This window comes from Martinezella sp. CNPSo 3959, from assembly GCF_057784355.1.
This window is the reverse complement of sequence record NZ_JBXSOV010000006.1, coordinates 234,558-254,625: the sequence shown is the minus strand read 5'-3', so window position 1 is coordinate 254,625 and position 20,068 is coordinate 234,558. Positions and strand designations below refer to the sequence as shown.

10 protein-coding genes are annotated in these 20,068 nt (G+C 60.1%); 9 read left to right on the top strand and 1 reads right to left on the bottom strand.

Features of this window, described 5'->3' with window-relative positions:
- Window positions 1–47 precede the first annotated feature (47 nt).
- The 8 genes from AC13RE_RS16200 to AC13RE_RS16165 all read left to right on the top strand — a co-directional run bounded on the left by AC13RE_RS16200 (window position 48) and on the right by AC13RE_RS16165 (window position 16,555).
- Window positions 48–1,688 (top strand): ABC transporter substrate-binding protein, encoded by a 1,641-nt coding sequence (locus tag AC13RE_RS16200; protein ID WP_488563672.1) that lies wholly within the window; start codon window positions 48–50, stop codon window positions 1,686–1,688.
- Between the two features lie 21 nt (window positions 1,689–1,709).
- The gene (locus tag AC13RE_RS16195; RefSeq protein ID WP_488563671.1) at window positions 1,710–2,777 is read left to right on the top strand and encodes an ABC transporter permease; all 1,068 of its coding nucleotides are present in this window, start codon (window positions 1,710–1,712) and stop codon (window positions 2,775–2,777) included.
- Entirely contained in the window at window positions 2,774–3,700 is a 927-nt protein-coding gene (locus AC13RE_RS16190; RefSeq protein WP_041677726.1) for an ABC transporter permease, read from the top strand. The genes AC13RE_RS16195 and AC13RE_RS16190 overlap by 4 nt, the downstream gene beginning before the upstream one ends.
- A complete protein-coding gene (locus tag AC13RE_RS16185) occupies window positions 3,697–4,530 on the top strand; it encodes an ABC transporter ATP-binding protein (protein WP_488563670.1) in 834 nt (277 codons plus the stop codon). The genes AC13RE_RS16190 and AC13RE_RS16185 overlap by 4 nt, the downstream gene beginning before the upstream one ends.
- Entirely contained in the window at window positions 4,527–5,276 is a 750-nt protein-coding gene (locus tag AC13RE_RS16180; RefSeq protein ID WP_488563669.1) for an ABC transporter ATP-binding protein, read from the top strand. Before AC13RE_RS16185 ends, AC13RE_RS16180 begins: the two co-directional genes overlap by 4 nt.
- Window positions 5,277–5,436: 160 nt before the next feature.
- Window positions 5,437–5,625: a hypothetical protein gene (locus AC13RE_RS16175; RefSeq protein ID WP_488563668.1), complete on the top strand. Its 189-nt coding sequence runs from the start codon at window positions 5,437–5,439 to the stop codon at window positions 5,623–5,625.
- Window positions 5,626–6,738: 1,113 nt separating this feature from the next.
- The gene (locus tag AC13RE_RS16170) at window positions 6,739–15,249 is read left to right on the top strand and encodes a glycoside hydrolase family 94 protein (protein ID WP_488563667.1); all 8,511 of its coding nucleotides are present in this window, start codon (window positions 6,739–6,741) and stop codon (window positions 15,247–15,249) included.
- 91 nt (window positions 15,250–15,340) lie between these two features.
- Window positions 15,341–16,555 carry an OpgC family protein gene (locus tag AC13RE_RS16165; RefSeq protein WP_488563666.1) on the top strand — a complete coding sequence of 405 codons (1,215 nt, stop codon included), beginning with the start codon at window positions 15,341–15,343 and terminating at the stop codon, window positions 16,553–16,555.
- Window positions 16,556–17,098: 543 nt separating this feature from the next.
- Here AC13RE_RS16165 and AC13RE_RS16160 read toward each other — a convergent pair.
- Window positions 17,099–18,868 carry a glucan ABC transporter ATP-binding protein/ permease gene (locus tag AC13RE_RS16160; RefSeq protein WP_488563665.1) on the bottom strand — a complete coding sequence of 590 codons (1,770 nt, stop codon included), beginning with the start codon at window positions 18,866–18,868 and terminating at the stop codon, window positions 17,099–17,101.
- Between the two features lie 380 nt (window positions 18,869–19,248).
- Here AC13RE_RS16160 and AC13RE_RS16155 point away from each other — a divergent pair, with 380 nt between their 5' ends.
- On the top strand, window positions 19,249–19,989 hold the full coding sequence (locus AC13RE_RS16155; RefSeq protein WP_488563664.1) for a helix-turn-helix transcriptional regulator: 741 nt from the start codon (window positions 19,249–19,251) through the stop codon (window positions 19,987–19,989).
- Window positions 19,990–20,068 lie beyond the last annotated feature (79 nt).

Here is a 20,068-nt window from a genome sequence, read left to right as displayed (position 1 = left end):
GTGCGTCCTGAATATTGCGTAGAGTTTAAAAAAGGGGAATGAAAACAATGATGATGACCAAGATGAACCGCGGTTTGCGCGCACTGTCTGCCGGCGTGGCTCTCTCGCTTCTGCTGATGGCGGCGCCGAACGCATATGCTGCGACGCCCAAGGACACGCTGGTCGAGGGCTTTGCCTTCGATGATATTCTGAGCATGGATCCGGCCGAAGCCTATGAGCTGTCGGCTGCCGAAATCACCGGCAACACCTACAGCCTGCTGGTCCGTCTCGACATCAACGATACCTCCAAGATCAAGAGCGATCTTGCCGAGAGCTGGTCGGTCTCCGACGATCACCTGACCTATACGTTCAAGCTGAAGCCCGGCCTGAAGTTTGCATCCGGCAACCCCATCACGGCTGAAGACGTTGCATGGTCCTTCGAGCGCGTCGTCAAGCTCAACAAGAGCCCGGCCTTCATTCTCACCCAGTTCGGCCTCACCGGCGACAACGTGACGGAGAAGGCCAAGGCAACCGACGCGAACACCTTCACCTTTACCGTCGACAAGCCTTATGCACCGAGCTTCGTGCTGAACTGCCTGACGGCAACCGTTGCCGAAGTGGTCGACAAGAAGCTGGTTCTGCAGCATGTAAAGCCGGCAACGCCGACTGCCGATTACAAATATGACAACGATTTCGGCAACAGCTGGCTGAAGACCGGCTTTGCCGGTTCCGGTCCGTTCAAGCTGCGCGAATGGCGCGCCAACGAGGCCGTCGTGCTGGAGCGCAACGACAATTACTATGGCGAAAAAGCCAAGCTGAACCGCGTCATCTATCGCTTCATGAAGGAAAGCTCGGCACAGCGCCTGGCGCTTGAAAACGGCGATATCGATATCGCCCGCAACCTGTCTCCGACCGACCTTCAGGCTGTCGAGAAGAACGCGCAGCTCGCTTCGACCAGCGCGCCGAAGGGCACCATCTATTATATGAGCCTCAACCAGAAGAACGCCAATCTGGCCAAGCCGGAAGTGCAGCAGGCGTTCAAGTATCTGGTCGATTACGATGCGATCGGCAAAACGCTGATCAAGGGCATCGGCGAAATCCACCAGACCTTCGAACCGAAGGGCATGCTCGGCTCGCTGGATGAAAATCCGTTCAAGCTCGACGTCGCGAAGGCCAAGGAATTGCTGGCCAAGGCAGGCCTGCCCAATGGCTTCTCGATCACCATGGACGTGCGCAGCATCGAGCCAGATACCGGCATCGCGACCGCGATCCAGCAGACGCTCGGCCAGGCTGGCATCAAGGTCGAGATCATCCCCGGCGATGGCAAGCAGAAGCTGACGAAGTATCGTGCCCGCAACCACGATATCTACTTCGGCAACTGGGGCCCGGATTATTGGGACCCCCATTCCAACGCCGATACTTTCACCACCAATGACGACAATTCCGATACCAGCAGCAATAAGACGCTGGTCTGGCGCAACACCTGGACCTCTCCCGAACTGGAGAAGCTCGCCAAGGCAGCGCTCTTCGAAGGCGATGCGGCCAAGCGCGGCGCCATGTATCAGGACATCCAGAAGAAATTCCTGGAAGCGAGCCCCTTCATCATCCTCTATCAGCAGACGGAAGTCGCCGGCTATCGCAAGGACGTGAAGGACTTCAAGCTCGGTCCGAGCTTCGACAACAACTTCGTCTGGCCGATCTCCAAGTGATGATCCGGCAGGACTAGGTCTTTGAGCACTGTCGAACGAAAAATGCAGGTGCGGCCCAAGAAGGGCCGTGCCGCTCCATTCTTCATGGGTCTGCTGCGATTTTTGGTCGTGGCCGTCACCACCTATCTCGGTCTTCTGGCCGTCACCTTCTTCATCGGACGCGTCATTCCGATCGATCCGGCGCTGGCGATCGCCGGCGATCACGCACCGCAGCAGATATTGGAGCGCCTGCGGCGCGAGATGCATCTCGACCAGCCGCTTTATCTGCAATTTTATTATTACCTCGTGAGCGCGCTCAGAGGCGATTTCGGTACGTCGGTTCTAACAACCAATCCGGTCATGGATGACATCAGGCGCGTCTTTCCGGCGACGATGGAGCTTGCCACCGTCGGCACGATCATTGGGGCCTTGTTCGGGGTTCCGTTCGGCGTACTTGCCGCGGTGCGTCGCAACAGCATCATCGACCAGATCGTGCGCGTCATCGGCCTCGTCGGCTATTCTGTGCCAGTCTTCTGGCTGGCTATGGTCTCGCTCGTCATTTTCTATGCGAAGCTGAACTGGGTGGCCTATCCCGGCCGCATCGACATCGCCTATGAATATAGTTTCACGCCGATTACGGGCTTTTTCCTGCTCGACAGCGCTCTTCAGGGGCAGTGGGATGTCTTTTGGGACGTGTTCCGCCACATCATCCTGCCGGCGTCGCTGCTCGGCTATTTCTCGCTTGCCTATATCAGCCGCATGACCCGCAGCTTCATGCTGAACGAACTGGGCCAGGAATATATCGTGGCCGCTCGCGCCAAGGGGCTTTCCGAAACGAGGGTAATCTGGGGGCATGCCCTGCGCAGCGCCGCGGTGCCGCTAATTACCGTAATCGCGCTCTCCTATGCCGGTCTGCTCGAGGGATCCGTGCTGACGGAGATCGTGTTCTCCTGGCCGGGCATCGGCTTCTATATCACCAGCTCGCTGCGCAATGCCGACATGAATGCCGTTCTCGGCGGCACGATCGTCGTCGGCACAGTGTTCATCGGCATCAATCTAATTTCCGATCTTCTGTATCGGACGCTCGACCCAAGGACGCGACGTAAATGACTGTCGAGACCACCCAACCCAGCTTGAGGGACTGGCTGCTCTCCGACCGGCCGCAGTCGCGCCGGCAGGCGAGACTTGGGCGTGCCTATGTCACGTGGCGGCAGTTTTCCGCCAATCGTTTGGCCGTGATCGGGCTGCTCATCATTATCGCCCTCGTGCTGGTGGCAGCACTTGCCGATGTCATCGCACCGCATTCGCCTGTTATCGGCGACCTGACCAATGCCTATCTGAAGCCTCCCGGCACGCCGGGCTATCTTCTCGGCACCGACGATCTCGGGCGCGATATCCTTTCGCGGCTCATCTACGGGTCGCGCTGGACGCTTTATATCGTCGTTCTGGTCGCGATCATCTCGGCGCCGATCGGACTGATCATCGGCATGGTGTCGGGCTATCTTGGCGGCTGGGTCGATGTGATTCTGATGCGCATTACCGATATCTTCCTCGCCTTCCCGAAACTGGTGCTGGCGCTTGCCTTCGCCGGCGCGCTCGGCGCGGGCATCGAGAACGCCGTCATCGCGATCGCCATCACCTCGTGGCCCCCCTATGCGCGCCTGGCGCGGGCCGAGACGATGACGGTGCGGCGTTCGGACTATATCGCCGCCGTGCAGCTCATGGGTGCCTCGCCGTTGCGTATCATCTTTCGCCATGTCATGCCGCTTTGCATCTCCTCGGTGATCGTCCGCGTCACGCTCGACATGGCCGGCGTCATCCTGACGGCGGCCGGCCTCGGTTTCCTCGGTCTCGGCGCACAGCCGCCGCTGCCGGAGTGGGGCGTGATGATCGCAAGTGGCTTTAAATACTATCTCGATCAATGGTGGGTGGCGGCCATGCCCGGTATCGCGATCCTCATCGTCAGCCTCGGCTTTAACCTGCTCGGCGATGGCCTGCGCGATGCGCTCGATCCGAAGGAGAGCGGGCAATGACGACACTTTTGACCGTCGAGAACCTCAGGGTTCGCTATCCGACTCGTACCGGCGTCATCGATGCCGTGCGCGGCGTCTCCTTCACGCTCGGCCGCGAGCGGCTTGGTATCGTCGGCGAGAGCGGTTCCGGCAAATCGCAGACCGGCCGCGCCATCATGGGGCTAACGCCGCCGCATGGCATCGTCACCGCCGACACGCTCAATTTCAGCGGCATCGACCTCCTGTCGATTTCGGCCAGGGAACGCCGGTCGCTGCGCGGCAAGCGCATCGCCATGGTGCTTCAGGACCCGAAATATTCGCTCGACCCGGTCATGACTATTGGCAAGCAGATCACCGAGACGCTGCGCACACATGAGAAGGTGAGCAAGGCCGAAGCGCGTGACCGCGCGCTTGCCATGCTGGAAGCGGTGCAGATTCGCGATCCCGGTCGTGTCTACGACCTGCATCCGCATGAAGTCTCGGGCGGCATGGGACAGCGCGTCATGATCGCCATGATGCTGATCGCCGGACCGGAGTTGCTGATTGCCGACGAGCCGACCTCGGCGCTCGATGTCACGGTGCAGCTCGATGTGCTCAAGATCATGGATAAGCTCGTCTCCGAGCGCGGCATGGGGCTGATTTTCGTCTCGCACGATCTGCGGCTGGTGTCCTCCTTCTGCGACCGCGTGATCGTCATGTATGCAGGTAAGGTCGTGGAAGAGCTCAAGGCTTCCGAATTGAACAATGCCCAGCATCCCTATACGCGCGGCCTGCTGAACTGCATGCCCGTCGTCGGAGAAAACCGGCATCCGCTGCCGGTGCTCGACCGCAAGCCGGAGTGGGCGGCATGACGACAGCACTCGTAGTTGATGGCCTAAGCGTCGTCTATGACGGCTACTACGCGCTCGATGCCGTCGGCGTCGAGGTAAACAGGGGTGAATCCTTCGGTTTGGTCGGCGAGTCCGGTTCCGGCAAATCGACGCTACTGCGTGCCGTTGCCGGTCTTGCGCCCGTCACGGACGGCAAGATCCAGGTTGGCGGCGAGCAGCTGAAGGGCGCCAGGCGCAGCAAGGCCTTCTATCGCCAGGTGCAGATGGTGTTCCAGGACCCCTATGGCTCCCTGCATCCGCGCCAGACGATCGATCGGCTGCTGCTGGAACCTCTATCGATTCATGGGATCGGTGACACGGAAACCCGGATCGCCAGGGCACTGGACGAAGTCGGCCTCGGAAAGGGCTTCCGCTTTCGCTACCCGCACCAGCTCTCCGGCGGCCAGCGCCAGCGTGTCGCCATTGCCCGCGCGCTGATCGTCGAACCGTCGATCCTGCTGCTCGACGAGCCGACCTCGGCGTTGGATGCCTCGGTGCAAGCCGAAGTTCTGAACCTGCTCGAACAGGTGCGCAAGGACCGCCATCTGACCTTCGTGATGGTGAGCCACGATCTCGGCGTCATCACCCATATGTGCGAGCGTCTGGCCGTCATGCGCAATGGTGCCGTTGTCGAGAGGCTGACGGCAAAGGAGCTTTCGGCAGGCGACGTGAAGGAAGATTATACGCGCAATCTGATGATCGCCAGCAAGGGGTTCGTGCGCGCCTGAATGGGCGACTTTTATCTCAGCGGCGCGTTAACGAATCGGCCGTTTAAACACGACCAATCGTATAGACTATTGACACCTGCCGCAATTCTGTCATGATCTCGTTAATGGCAGTTAACTTTCGTGATCCCGATGAGGGGTTAGACGTTAAGTGGAGGCAGGCATGTTTTTCATGGGTGGCATGACCATGGGCTATCTTCATCCGCCGGTTCCGGCGAAACGGGAAGGTGCACGGTCCGCTACTCTTTCTGACGAAAACAGCCGCCTCCAAGCCGGACCTGCCGAAGAGCAGACGGCCGATACCAGCGCCATCGAGCGCAGCTTGATTTGGGCCCGCCGCATTCTCTGCTGATTAGGCGTTGCCGATCTTTCGGGTCCTCGACTTCAAATGGTTTAATTTTTCTCGGCTCGCATTCTGGACGGAAATTCATCTCTACCTAATTGATAGGAAATGTATGAATATTCGTCCCGGGCTTGGCCTGAGAAACATATAAGAAACGAACGGAGGCGACACATGGCGAATTTGGGTATTTCGAATACGCATGTGAATCAGTTCGATGGTTCCAAGCGCGCTGCGAATACGCGGCAAAAGATTCAAACGGCGGTTCACGTCGTCCTGTTTTCGGCTGCATTCCTCTTTGTTGCGGCTATTGTTTGCGGCATCGTCGTTTAAGGTGATGCCTTTGGAAGCGGCAGGCAATACTGCCGCTTGTTCGGCCGACTTCTCGGCGCCCCGGTAAATTCCACGTTTGTTTTCCTGGCGTCATTTTTGCTGCGCAAAGAAATTTGCCCTGCCGATAGAATGTGCCGTGTGAAAACAGTAAACTTCCCCCAAAATACGCTCGCATAAGCGGTTGGCGCGTTGCCATTCGGCAGCTCGGCGGGACGCTATGCTATTGCGTATTGCCTCTCTTTCCGGAGTGAAGGCGAATCGCTGCGATGGCATGACAGGGAGGATGTGTCTTGGCCCTGCGGAGTTGCCATTCACAGGCAGGTATGCCGCTCTCTTCTGCGAAGCTTCGAAAAGCGACGCGCTCCGGCACGAATTTGCGAATCTTTTTATGGGGTTCAGTTTAAGTTCATCTTCTGCGGGATATGGAGGATTCAATATGCCGAACCATGCTGAATTTCCGAAACGGGATGAATCAGCCCAGGGAGAATGCCTCATGACCTTGATCGATTGTCGTTGACCTCTGCGGATCGCTGCCGGAACCATTCGGTCGCGTATCCAGTTTCACGGACACCCTTTTGGATGATGACGAATAGTCGCCGCAATCTTTAAGAACGCCCCGTGAAAATCTTCGCCTGTATATGTTTGTTCTAAGCCGTCACTTCGAATTCACCCCCTTCGCCCGCCGGGAAGCGAAGCAAAAGGGTCCAAATGCGTGAATTCTTGCGTCGGGCAGGGCAAAAACGATAAAGGCGACAATGCCACTCACTCTGTTTGGACCCAGAACCCGAATCCATGACATCTCAAAATCTCTCCACCGTTACGCCGCGCGATTCTGAAGCCAAGCAGATCGATCATAACGATGCGATCCGCGCCACTTATTTCTCCAATGAGCAGATAAAGGAATGCGGCGCGGCCTTCGCCCGCAACGGCGCGAAAACAAAGCTACCAGGCTTTGCGCCCTTCGATTTCTTCGCCCGGCACAAGGAAAACGAGAAAGAGATCCTGCGCGTCTACCGCTCGGCCAATGCCGATGTCGATGCTGGCGAGTCGATCACGCCGGCCGCCGAATGGTTGCTCGACAACCACTACATCATCGAAGAAGCCATTCAGGAAGTCCGCCGCGACTTTCCGAAGAAATTCTATGACCAGCTGCAGACGCTGACCATCGACGGCATGGTCATGCCGCGCACCATGGCGCTTGCCTGGCTCTACGTCGCCCACACGCATAGCACCGTATCCAATCAAGGCCTGCTGGCGCTCGTCGAAGGTTTCCAGTCGGTGGAGATGCTGAAGATTGGCGAGCTTTGGGCCGTTCCCTCGCTGGTGCGGTATATCCTGGTCGAAAACCTGCGCCGCATTTCGAGCCGCGTCGAGCAGAGCCGCATCACCCGCAAGAAGGCGAATGCCGCCGTCGATGAGCTGATCCGTCTGAACGACGACGCCAAGGTCGAAGAATTCCTGAAGACGCTCGAGCCCTTGACCTCGGACAATACCTTCGCCACGCAGTTCCTCTACCGTCTGCGCGACGGTTCGCATACGTCGGGCCTCGCCGTCACCTGGCTTGAGAAGCGGCTTGCCGAGGCGGGCACCGACGCCGAAAGCGTCATGATGGCGGAGCACAATCGCCTGTCATCCGGCAACGTGACGATGGGCAACATCATCAAGAGCCTGCGTCTGATCGACGATACCGATTGGTCCGTCTGGGTCGAAGAGGTCAGCGCTGTCGACAAGCTGCTCTGGGACGAAACCGACTACGCCAAGCTCGATCCGGGTTCGCGCAACAGCTACCGCCGCCGTATCGAAAAGCTCGCCCGCCGTTCCGACAAGACCGAAATGGAAATCGCCCAGGTCGCCATGGCGATGACCGAAGCCGCCAAGGCATCGGGCGAAGGGCAGGCGCGTGAGCCGAATATCGGCGATTTCATCATGGGTCAGCAGACCCAGAAGCTGGAAAAGGCAATCGGCTACCGTGCGCCCCTTTCGGTGAGCTTCGTGCGTCAATGGCGTAAGCTCAACTGGCTGTCGATTGCAGCCCCGGTGCTGTTCCTGACCGTCGTGGCGCTCGGTATCGTCGGCTACTTCATGCTACATGCCGGCATGGGCTGGGCCGAGACCATCCTCTTGCTGCTGATGTTCTCGCTGCCGGCATCGGAAGGCGCCACCGGTCTCTTCAATTTCTTCGTCACCATGTATCTCACGCCGGCGCGTCTGGTCGGCTACGAATTCAAGGAAGGTATTCCGGAAGAGGCCCGCACGCTGGTCGTCGTGCCGACGCTGATCGGCAACCGCGACAGCGTCGACGAACTCGTGCGCAATCTCGAAGTCCATTACCTCGCCAATCCGGGCGGCGAGATCTACTACGCGCTGCTCAGCGACTGGCCCGACAGCCAGGAGGAAGAGAGCGAGCGCGATCTGGAAATCCTCGATTACGCCCGCCGCGAAGTCGCCAATCTGGCCGCCCGCTATGATGAGGATGGCATTCAGCGCTTCTATCTGCTGCATCGCCGCCGCCTCTACAATCCGTCCGAAGGCGCCTGGATGGGCTGGGAGCGCAAGCGCGGCAAGTTGCATGAGCTGAACATGCTGCTGCGCGGCGACCGCGACACCACCTTCCTGCCCGGCGCCAATATCGTGCCGAAGGACGTGCAGTATGTCATGACGCTCGATTCGGATACGCGCCTGGTGCGCGATACCGTGACGAAGCTCGTCGGAAAGCTGCATCACCCCATCAACCGCCCGGTCTTCGATCCTGAAAGCAAGCGCGTCGTGCGCGGCTATGGCGTGCTGCAGCCGCGCGTCACCCCGTCCTTGACCACGGGCAAGGATGCGTCGGTGTTCCAGCGCGTCTTCTCGGTTAATCGCGGTCTCGACCCGTACGTCTTCGCCGTGTCCGACGTCTATCAGGATCTGGTCGAAGAAGGCACCTTCACCGGCAAGGGTCTCTATCATGTCGATGCCTTCGAAGCGTCGCTAAAAGGCAAGATCGACGAAAACGCCGTCCTCAGCCACGATTTGCTCGAAGGCTCGATGGCGCGTTGCGCCCTCGTCACGGACTGCGAACTGGTCGAAGATTTCCCGATCCGTTACGAAGTCGAGGTCTCGCGCCAGCATCGCTGGGCGCGTGGTGACTGGCAGCTGCTTCCCTATCTCTTCAACCCCAAGCGCGGCGTCACCGGCCTCGGCCGCTGGAAGATGATGGACAATCTGCGTCGCTCGCTGACGCCGATCGCCTGGTTCTTCGCCTCCGTGCTCGGCTGGTATTTCATGGAGCCGCTGGCGGCGCTCATCTGGCAGATCCTGCTGATCTTCTGCCTGTTCGTCGCGCCAACGCTGTCGCTCATCAACGGCATCATTCCGCGCAGCAGCGATATCGTAGCGCGTGCGCATCTCTACACGGTCTGGTCGGATATCCGTGCCGCCAATGCCCAGGTCGCGCTGCGCATCGTCTTCATCGCCGACGCCGCCTGCGTCATGGCCGATGCCATCGGCCGTTCGCTCTACCGCGCCTTCGTCAGCCGCAAGCTGATGCTGCAATGGCGGACCGCCGCCAGCGCCCAGGCTGCCGCGCAAACGACCATTCTCGGCCACTACCGCGTCATGTGGCATGCGCCAGTGCTTGCGCTGCTGGCACTTGCCTTCGCGTCGCTTTCCGGCGACAACGCCTTCTTCGTCGGCATTCCCTTTGCGCTGCTCTGGGTCCTGTCGCCGGCGATCGCCTGGTATGTCAGCCAGTCGGCCGAGACTGAAGACCGGCTCGAAGTGCCGGAAAGCGTTTCGTTCGAACTGCGTAAGATCGCGCGGCGCACCTGGCGTTATTTCGAAACCTTCGTCGTCGAACAGCAGAACCATCTGCCGCCGGACAATGTGCAGCAGACCCCGAATGCGGTCGTGGCATCACGCACGTCCCCGACCAATATCGGCGTCTACCTGCTTTCGGTCATCTCGGCGCGCCATTTCGGCTGGACCTCCTTCGAGGAAACCATCGATCGCATGGAAAAGACCATGGCGACCGTGGCAAAGCTCGAAAAGTTCCGCGGGCACCTGTGCAACTGGTATCACACCGATACGCTCAAGCCGATGGGCGCTCGCTACATCTCGGCTGTCGATAGCGGCAACTTCGCCGGCCATCTGATCGCTGTCTCGTCCGCTTGCCGCATCTGGGCGGAAGCACCGTCTGCACATATGCAGGGCAATCTCGATGGTATCGGCGATGTCGCCGGCATTCTCGCCGAAACTCTTGCCGAGCTTCCGGATGACCGCAAGACGGTTCGCCCGCTGCGTCGCCGCCTGGAAGAGCGCATCGTCGGCTTCCAGAACGCGCTTGCTGCCGTCAAGCGCGAGCACGAGTTCGCTTCCATCCGCGTCATCAACCTGTCGGTTCTGGCGCAGGACATCCAGAAGCTTGCGGCAAACCTCGACCATGAGGTGAAGTCGACGCAGAGCGGCGAGGTGCTCACCTGGTCGCAATCGCTGGTGAAGGTTTGCGAAGGCCATATCGCCGACAGCATCTTCGATCTTGCCAATGTAGATTCGCTGCGCCAGCGTCTGGCGAAATTGCGCGACCAGATGCGCGAACTCGCCTTCGGCATGGAATACGCCTTCCTCTATCGTCCGGAGCGGCGCCTGCTTTCCATCGGCTTCCGCGTCGAAACCAATGAGCTCGATGCCGCCTGCTACGACCTTCTGGCCTCCGAAGCACGCCTCACCAGCCTTTTCGCCATCGCCAAGGGCGATCTGCCGACGGAGCACTGGTATCGCCTCGGTCGCCAGGTCGTGCCTGTCGGCTCGCGCGGCGCGCTGGTTTCGTGGTCGGGCTCGATGTTCGAATATCTGATGCCGCCGCTCGTCATGCAGGAGCGCCAGGGCGGTATCCTCAACCAGACGAATAATCTGGTCGTGCAGGAGCAGATGAACTACGCCAAGCGCCTTGGCTCCGATATCCCCTGGGGCATTTCGGAAGCGGCCTTCAACGCCCGCGACCACTATATGCACTACCAGTACACCAATTTCGGCGTGCCTTCCCTTGGCCTCAAGCGCGGCCTCGGCCAGAACGCCGTCATCGCACCTTATGCCTCGATCCTCGCGAGCCAGTATCGCCCGGCCGCGGCGCTCGAAAACCTGCAGAAGCTGCGCAAGGTGGGTGCGCTCGGCATCTACGGCTTCCACGACGCCGTCGATTTCACGCCGACCCGCGTTCCCGAAGGCAAGAAGTGCGCGGTGGTCTACAACTACTATGCGCACCATCACGGCATGTCGATCGCCGCGATCGCCAACGTTGCCTTCAACGGCCGCCTGCGCGAACTCTTCCATGCCGATCCGGTGATCGAAGCCGCCGAACTGCTGCTGCAGGAAAAGGCGCCGCGCGATATTCCGGTCATGGCCGCCAAGCATGAGAGCGACCAGCCAGCCAATATCCAGGAAGACATGCTGCGTCCGGAAATCCGCAAGATCGCCGATCCGGCGACGCAGGATCGCGAGCTCGCCTTCCTTTCCAACGGTCACTATTCGGTCATGCTGACCGCAACCGGTGCCGGCTATTCGCGCTGGAACGGCCTGACGGTCTCGCGCTGGCGGGCCGACCCGACGGAAGACCGCTGGGGCACCTTCATCTTCCTGCGCGATACCGCCTCCGGCCAATGGTGGTCGGCGACCGCGGAACCGCGCAGCATCGAAGGGGAAAAGGCCAAGGTCGCCTTCAGCGATGAAAAGGTCGAGTACAGCAAGACGGTCGGCGATCTCACCAGTGATGTGGAGTGCATCGTCGCCACCGAGCATGATGCCGAAGGCCGCCGTGTGACGCTACTCAACATGGGTGCGGAGGACCGCTTCATCGAAGTGACCTCCTATCTCGAGCCGGCGCTGGCGAGTGACGACGTCGATTCCGGTCACCCGGTCTTCACACGCATGTTCGTGCGCACAGAGATCGGCAACAGCGGTGACGTGATCCGCGCCGAGCGCAACAAGCGCGACTATAACGAGCCTGACATGTCGGTCGCCCACCTGGTCGTCGACAATGCTGGATCGGAACGTCCGACCGAATTCGAAACCGACCGCCGCAAGTTCCTCGGCCGCGGCCGCACGCTTGCGGAAGCTGCGGCCTTCGATCCGGGCGCGACGCTCTCCGGCACGGACGGCTTCACCATGGATGCCTGCCTGTCGCTGCGTCGCGTCGTGCGCGTTCCCGCCGGCAAGAAGGTCAGTGTCATCTTCTGGACCATTGCCGCGCCGAACCGCGAAGAGGTCGACAAGGCCGTCGAGCGCTACCGCAATCCCGACACCTTCGGCATCGAGCTGACGCAGGCGTGGACCCGCACGCAGATGCAGATGCGCCATGTCGGCGTTACCTCGCAGCAGGCGGCCGCCTTCCAGAAGCTCGCGCGCTATCTCGTCTACCCGGATATGCACCTGCGCGCCGACGGCGCCACCGTGCAGGCCGGCCTGCATTCGCAGTCCGCGCTCTGGCCGGTGACGATCTCGGGCGATTTCCCGATCTTCACCCTGCGCATCAACGACGATATCGACCTCGAAATCGCCCGGGAAGCGCTGATGGCGGCGGAATATCTGCGGTCGCGCGGCATCAGCGCCGATCTGGTGATCGTCAACGAACGCGCTGTCGAGCAAGCCCAGGACATGCAGCGCGAGCTGGACAAGCTCGTCGAGCATGTGCGTCACAACCAGGGCGACGGTCTCAGGCAGAACATCTTCTCGGTTCGCAAGGACCAGATCGAAAACGAGACCTACCAGGAGATCCTTGCCGCATCGCGGGTGATCTTCCATGCCCGCAACGGCAAGCTCGTCGATCAGATCGCGCGCGCGGCGACGCTTTTTGCCTCGACGCAGTCCGATGAAACGACGCCGGTCAATCGTCTCTCCGTACCACTCGCGCTGCAGGATTCCGTTTTTGCGGCCGAGCCTATCGAGGCGCAGGACGATCTCGATTTCTGGAACGGTTACGGTGGCTTCTCCAAGGACGGCCGCGAATATGTCGTGCGTCTGCCGGGCGGTCAGTCGACGCCGCATCCGTGGATCAATGTCATCTCGAACGAGCGCTTCGGCTTCCACGTTCCCGCCGAAGGCGGCGGCTTCACCTGGAGCCACAATTCGCGCGACTATCAGCTGACGCCGTGGACCAACGACATGGTCACCAACCGTCCGGGCGAGGCGCTCTATGTCGCCGACCTCGACAGCAGCAAGGTCATGACGCCTTATGCCGGCCTGTCGCGCAATGCGAAGGTCCGTTTCGAGGCGCGTCACGGTCTAGGCTATTCCGTCTTCTCGAGCGAAGACGATGGCGTGGCGCTGGAGCTCACTCAGACGGTCGATCGCGAGCGCCCGGTCAAGCTCTTCCGCCTCCGGCTCAGCAACAAGGGTGCCGGCAGCCGACGCCTGCGAATTTACAACTATGCGGAATGGGTGCTCGGCACCAATCAGAACAAGACCAGACCCTTCATCCTGTCGACGCTGGATGAGGAGACCGGTGCGCTGTTTGCCAACAATCCCTACAGCATCGACTACTTCAAGCGGACCGCCTTCATGGCGGCGAGCGAGACGCATTCGAGCTTCTCGGCAAGCCGTCGCGAGTTCATGGGCCGCCATGGCACGATCCAGATGCCGGAAGCCGTCGTGACGGCTGCGCAGCTCTCCAATTCGACCGATCTCGACGGCGATCCCTGCGGCGCTCTGGCCTTCGACGTGACGATTGCCGCCGGCGAGCAGAAAGAGATCTGCTTCTATATGGGCGATACGGCGACCGTCGAAGAAGCCCGCGCGCTGGTGTCGGAAATCCGCAAGGCGGATTTCGAGGCCGTGCTTACGGCGGGCCGTGAGTTCTGGGACGGCTTCACCGGCCATGTGAAGATCTCGACGCCGGACAAGGCGATGAACAACATGATCAACGCCTGGCTGCCCTATCAGAGCCTTGGCTGCCGCATCATGTCGCGTACCGCCTTCTACCAGTCGTCGGGTGCCTTCGGCTTCCGCGACCAGCTGCAGGATACGCTGGCATTCCTGTTGCACAAGCCGGAACTTGCCCGCAACCAGATCCTCAATGCGGCCCAGCGTCAATTCCGCGAAGGCGACGTGCAGCATTGGTGGCTGCCGGGCAGCGGCGCCGGCGTGCGTACGCATATCTCGGACGACGTCGTCTGGCTTGCCTATGCCATCGACCAGTACTGCACGGTGACGGGCGACAAGTCGCTCCTCGATGAGGAACTTGCCTTCGTCGAAGGTGCGGCGCTGATGCCCGGCACGCATGACGTCTTCTACCAGCCGACCGTGTCGAAGGACAAAGTCAGCGTCTACGAGCATGCGGCTCTGGCTCTCGATCTCGCGATCAAGCGCAAGGGCGGCAATGGCCTGCCGCTGATCCTCGGCGGCGACTGGAATGACGGCATGAACCGCGTCGGCATCCAGGGGCGCGGCGAGAGCGTCTGGCTCGGCTGGTTCCTGGCCGGCATGCTCACCGCTTTCCTGCCCTACGCCGAAGCACGCGGCGACAAGGAGCGCGTCAAGCGCTGGTCCGATCACCTGCCGGAACTGCGCAAGGCGCTGGAATCTGCCGGCTGGGATGGCGGCCATTATCGCCGCGGCTATTTCGACGATGGCAGCCCGCTCGGCTCCAGCGAGAATTTCGAGTGCCAGATCGATTCGATCGCGCAGTCGTGGAACATTCTCTCCGGCGAAGGCGACAGGGCGCGCGGCGAGAAGGCGATGAATGCCGTGCTCGAGAAGCTGGTGGATGACGAAAACCGCATCATCCGGCTGTTCACGCCGCCCTTTGCCAAGTCGGCGCGCGATCCGGGCTACATCAAGTCCTATCCGCCGGGCGTGCGCGAAAATGGCGGCCAGTATACCCATGCGGCCACCTGGGTCGTGATGGCGCTAGCGGAGATGGATCGCGGCGACGATGCCTGGCATTGCTTCGACATGCTGAACCCGATCAACCATGCACGCGATCGTGATCAGGCCGATACCTATCGTGTAGAGCCCTATGTAGTTGCTGCTGATATCTACGGCGAAGGACAGTTGACGGGCCGTGGCGGCTGGACCTGGTATACGGGATCCGCCGGCTGGCTCTATCGCGTCGCTGTCGAAGGCATTCTCGGTATCCGGGTGAAAAACGGACGACTATTCGTCAAGCCGGCATTGCCTTCGAACTGGGATGGCTTTGCGGCAGATATCGAACTGCCGAGCGGAAATTACCGTATTTCCGTCTCAAAAGCGCCCGATGCGGCGGGATACTCGGTCACCATTAATGACAGGGCGGTCGCCCATCCCGAAGAGGGCTATCCGATCGGACAGTAGCGTTTCTGCACTGTTTCGCTTCGACGATCGGGGCCAAAAGGGGGAACTCTTTGGCCCCGATTGCATTTGAGTGTCGGAACAGGAGAGTTTTATGAATTCGAGGGCGGATATGAGCCCGGTGGCGGCACAACGCGTGAGTTTGCCGAAGCCGGCCTCCCAGAGGGACACCCGACTGGATGTTCTCAGAGCTCTGGCTCTGATCATGATCTTCATAAACCATGTGCCGGGGCAGATTTTCGAGGATTTCACGTCGAAGAATTTCGGCTTCTCTGATGGTGCCGAAGCCTTTGTGCTGATTTCCGGCATGTCGGTCGGCCTTGCCTATGGAACGAGATTTCTTCCGGGTAATCGGCTGAAGATGGCATGGAAGGCGATCAAACGGGCCTTCACGCTCTATACGGCGCATATGATCACGACCTTCGTGACCCTGGTGCTCTTCATCTCCGGCGCATGGATTTTCCACCAGAAGGGTTTGCTTTGCGAAGTGAATATCCTGGCTCTGCTGATGGATCCGGCGCGCGGCATTCCCGCGCTGCTGACGCTCGGACATCAGATCGGCTACAACAATATTCTTCCGATGTACGGCGCCCTGTTTCTCATGCTGCCGCTGATCATGTTGCTGGAGGCGAGGAGCCCGTTGCTTCTGCTCGGAATTTCGGTCGGCGTCTGGCTGGTATCCGGCATCTATTACATCGCGCCACACACGACGCTGCTTGACGGCTTCTGGTTCCTCAATCCGCTATCCTGGCAACTACTTTTCGTCATCGGCTTCATCGCCAGCATGCATGTTAAGCGCGGCGGGAAAATCCCTGCCCATCCGGTTCTGATCGCGCTGGCTAGCGCCTATGTGCTCGTGTCCTTCATCTGGGTGACCGACAAGCTATGGATACTCGGCGACTACCTCGCCATGCTTGGCCTGCCGACCGTCGTCACCGGCTTCGACAAGACCTTCCTGTCGCTGCCGCGGCTGCTGCATGTTCTGGCGCTCGCCTATCTGATCGTTAGCATCCCCGCCATTTCGGCGTTCCTGCGCCGGTCGGCAAGCCACCCATTGACGATCCTCGGGCGGCATTCACTGAACATCTTCGTTGCCGGCACCATCCTCGCCATGGCCGGCCAGGTCCTTCTCTACGTGACCAATAAGAGCTCCGTCGTCGGTGCCATCTATGTCGTCTTCGGCATTGCAGCACAATTCCTCTATGCCTACCATCTTGAGCACAAGAGGCTTCAGCTTGCTGGCCAGCGCACGGTGAAAGCACCTGCGAGGCCGGTCGCAATGCCTGCTCATTTCGGAAAGCGTCACTGAGGGCTCAGCCGCACCGCGTGCCCGCGCGGGTTGGCCTATCGATTTTTCCGCAGTCGCCGAGGGAGCGGCGGCTCGACTAAATGGATCGGCACTGACAACTAGACGGGCCTACTTAAGCTTCGAGTGCAAGTTCTTATCCGATACCGAACGGGGCCGGCCCTAACTCCAGTGGGCATTCCCCCGTATTGACCTCCGATCAGAAAACGGAAAGGCCCGGTTTTCCCGCCGGGTCTTTCTTCGTATTTGAGGGGCTATGTTTTCCGGAGTTGGGCTTCTTACAGGCAAAGCCCCTCACTCTAGCCCTCTCCGCGTTGAAACGGGGAGAGGGGACCTGTTCCGTGTTCGTGGCACGTGCGGATAAAGGTGCTGATCTTGCGCGGTAAACTCCCTCGCCCCGCTTGCGGGGAGAGGGCGGGGGTGAGGGGCGTACATTGAACATGCCATCGCGCCTGAGCGACAATCGTTACCACGCCCACAGCCTCGACAGCAAAAAGCCGGAAGAGCATCGCTCTCCCGGCTTCGATCTTGGGCCCCTTGCGAAGATCAGGCTGCTTCGGTTTCCGTCGTGTGTGCCTTGCGGACTTCCTCGTCCGTCAGGATGCCGCTGGCGCGTAGCAGAGCGGCGAAGCGACCGTTGCTCTGGCTGAGCTCGTTGAAGCTGCCGTTCTCGATGATACGGCCGTTGTCCAGGAAGAGGACCATGTCGGCCTCGCGGACCGTCGACAGACGGTGCGCAATGATGAAGGTCGTGCGGTTCTGGCGCAGGTTGTCGATCGCCGTCTTGACCCGGTTTTCGGTTTCGACGTCGAGCGCGCTTGTCGCTTCATCGAGCACGAGGATCGGTGCATCCTTCAGGATTGCGCGGGCGATGGCGATACGCTGGCGTTCACCACCCGAGAGCTTGTTGCCACGCTCGCCGACGCGGGTATCGTAGCCGCTTTCGCGGGTTTCGATGAAGTCGTTGGCAGCGGCGGCCTGGGCGGCTCGGATCATTTCCTCCTGCGTCGCACCTTCGCGGCCGAGACGGATGTTGTCGCTGATCGAACGGTTCAGCAGGCCTGCATCCTGGAAGACGGTGGCGATGAAGCGGCGCAGCGACTTGCGGGTCACCTTGGTGATGTCGTGACCATCGACCAGGATCTGGCCGCTCTGCGGATCGAAGACACGCTGCAGCAGGTTGACGAGCGTCGTCTTGCCGGCGCCGGTCGGGCCGACGATGGCGACGGTCTGGCCGGCCTTCACCTTGAAGGAGATGTCGTGCAGGCCCTGCGACGAGTTGGCGAAGCCGAAGGAGACATCGCGGAATTCCACTTCGCCCTTGACGTCCTTGATTTCGGCAAGGCCGGCCGGCTCTTCGCGGTCGCGAACCGAATCTTCCAGCGTGTAGAAGTCTTCGAGCTTGGCGCGGGCCTCGAAAATCTGGTTGGCGAAGTTGCGCAGCTGCTCCAGGCGGCCGATCAGCACGTTGGCAAAGGCAATAAAGGTGATGAGCGCGCCGAGGCTCAGGCTGCCATCCTGGACGAGAACGGTACCGATCATCAGGATCGCCATCATGGCAACGGTCGAGGCCGTGCGGTTCAATGCGCCGGCAAGCGCCCACCAGTCGAGGACCGGATACTGAGCCTCCAGCAGGCGTTCGGTGAAGGACTTCAGTGCCTTGGTTTCAGCTTCGATGCGGTTGTAGCTGTGCAGCACCGACACGTTGCTGATCGAGTCGCTCACATGCGAGAAAACAGTGTTGTAGTGGCTTTCGACCGAAGTCTGGCCATCCTTCGTGCGGTTCATGACCAGACGGCCGATGATCCAGTAGAAGACGCCGAGCAGGACGAGGACTGCGGACAGGCGCAGGTCCATGGCCATGGCCGTCGGGATCATGATGACGAGTGCGACGGCGGTCGTGAGATGGTTGCGCATGAATTCGAGCCACAGGCCGAACAGCGCTTCGCAGGCGCGAAGCAGCGTGTTCAGGGCGCTCGCCGTGCCGCGCTGGCTATGCCAGGAAAGCGGCATCGAGATGATGCGGCCGAATGCTTCGGTGAGCAGGGAGGCGCGGCGGCCATGTGCAAGGCGATCGGCCTCGCGGGACACCACGATGAAGGCGACAGCACTGAAGACGGCGAAGCCCGCCCACAGCATCATGGTCGGCGTGACGGCTTCCTTCTTGGCAATGGCGTCGAAGATACGGCCGAACAGAACCGGTTCGTAGATGGTGGTCATCGCAAGCGCGATGTTTGCGATCACGACCATCCATACGCGGTATCGATACGCGCCAAGATACTTCAGGGCTCTTGCATAGACTTTGAACAGTGACACGTCAGGCACCCTCTGTGCATCAGCAAAACTCGGAATGTTGCGACACTACAGATCGGTACCTGAACCGGCGATTAACGGAATCAGAAGCTGTTTTTTAAGGGGAATTTCTCGCGTCAGACGCGTTGCCGCGGAAAGTGGTGCTATCGTTCGCCGCAGAAATATGACAGTTTGGAAATGAATCCACCGCCGCGTTAACCGTTACCTTTAAGTCACGCAAAGGACGGCTATTCAGGGTTGCGCGGTAAAAAAATCGCCAAAGGCGTTCAATTTTGCGTCGGCCTGAGTATGTTGCCGCCGATTAAGCTCGGCTAGGGGACCGGGCGAGCAGGATGACAAAGCTCATCCGCCAATCATTCAGGCTGCGAGGCCAAGGGGTAACTGTGAATATCCATTCGCTAATACAATTGCTTGTCGTGATCGAGGAATGCAAGCTCGCGGAGGACGTCGTGGCCGAACTTGAACTCGCGCTTCGCTCCTATAAGTTCGATTTCTATGGCGTCTTGAAACGGGCGCGGCCGAATGTCGATGTTGCGCATTTCATGCTGGCGGGACGCTGGCCCGATCAGTGGCCGCTGACTTATGTCCGCAAGAGGTACATGCTCGTCGATCCGGTCGCGCGCTATGCGGCCCAGGCGCAACGCCCTTTCCGCTGGAGCGATGCCGTAGCGGCGCTGAAGAAGGACCCGCTGCGGCGGCGCATGGAGCAGATGATGGCGGATGCCCGCGCCAACGGGCTTGCCGACGGCTATCTCTTCCCGATCCATGGTCGCAACGGCCTGCTGGGAAGCATGACGATCGGCGGCGAAGCGGTCGATCTCTCTCCAACCGAGATTTCCATTTTCGATGCGGTCGCCAAAAAGGTCTTCTGGCGACTTCTGGAGTTTCGAGACGAGGCCCAATACCTTGAGAGAGCGGGAGCGGCCGAGCTGAAGCTGACCAAGCGTGAGATGGAAGTGCTCAGCCATCTGGCCGACGGTATGACCTCGATCGAGATCAGCCGGCTGCTGAAGATTTCCAATCACACCGTCGACTGGTACATGAACAGTATCCAGGACAAGCTGAAGGCCAGAAATCGGCAGCATATCGTGGCAATCGCCTTCAGAAACGGACTTATTCCGTAAAGGCAACTATTTTGATGCCGGATGTCGCAGGAGAAATTGAACTTCCTGTGACAAGAAGTTAAGAATTCTCTTCGCGGGT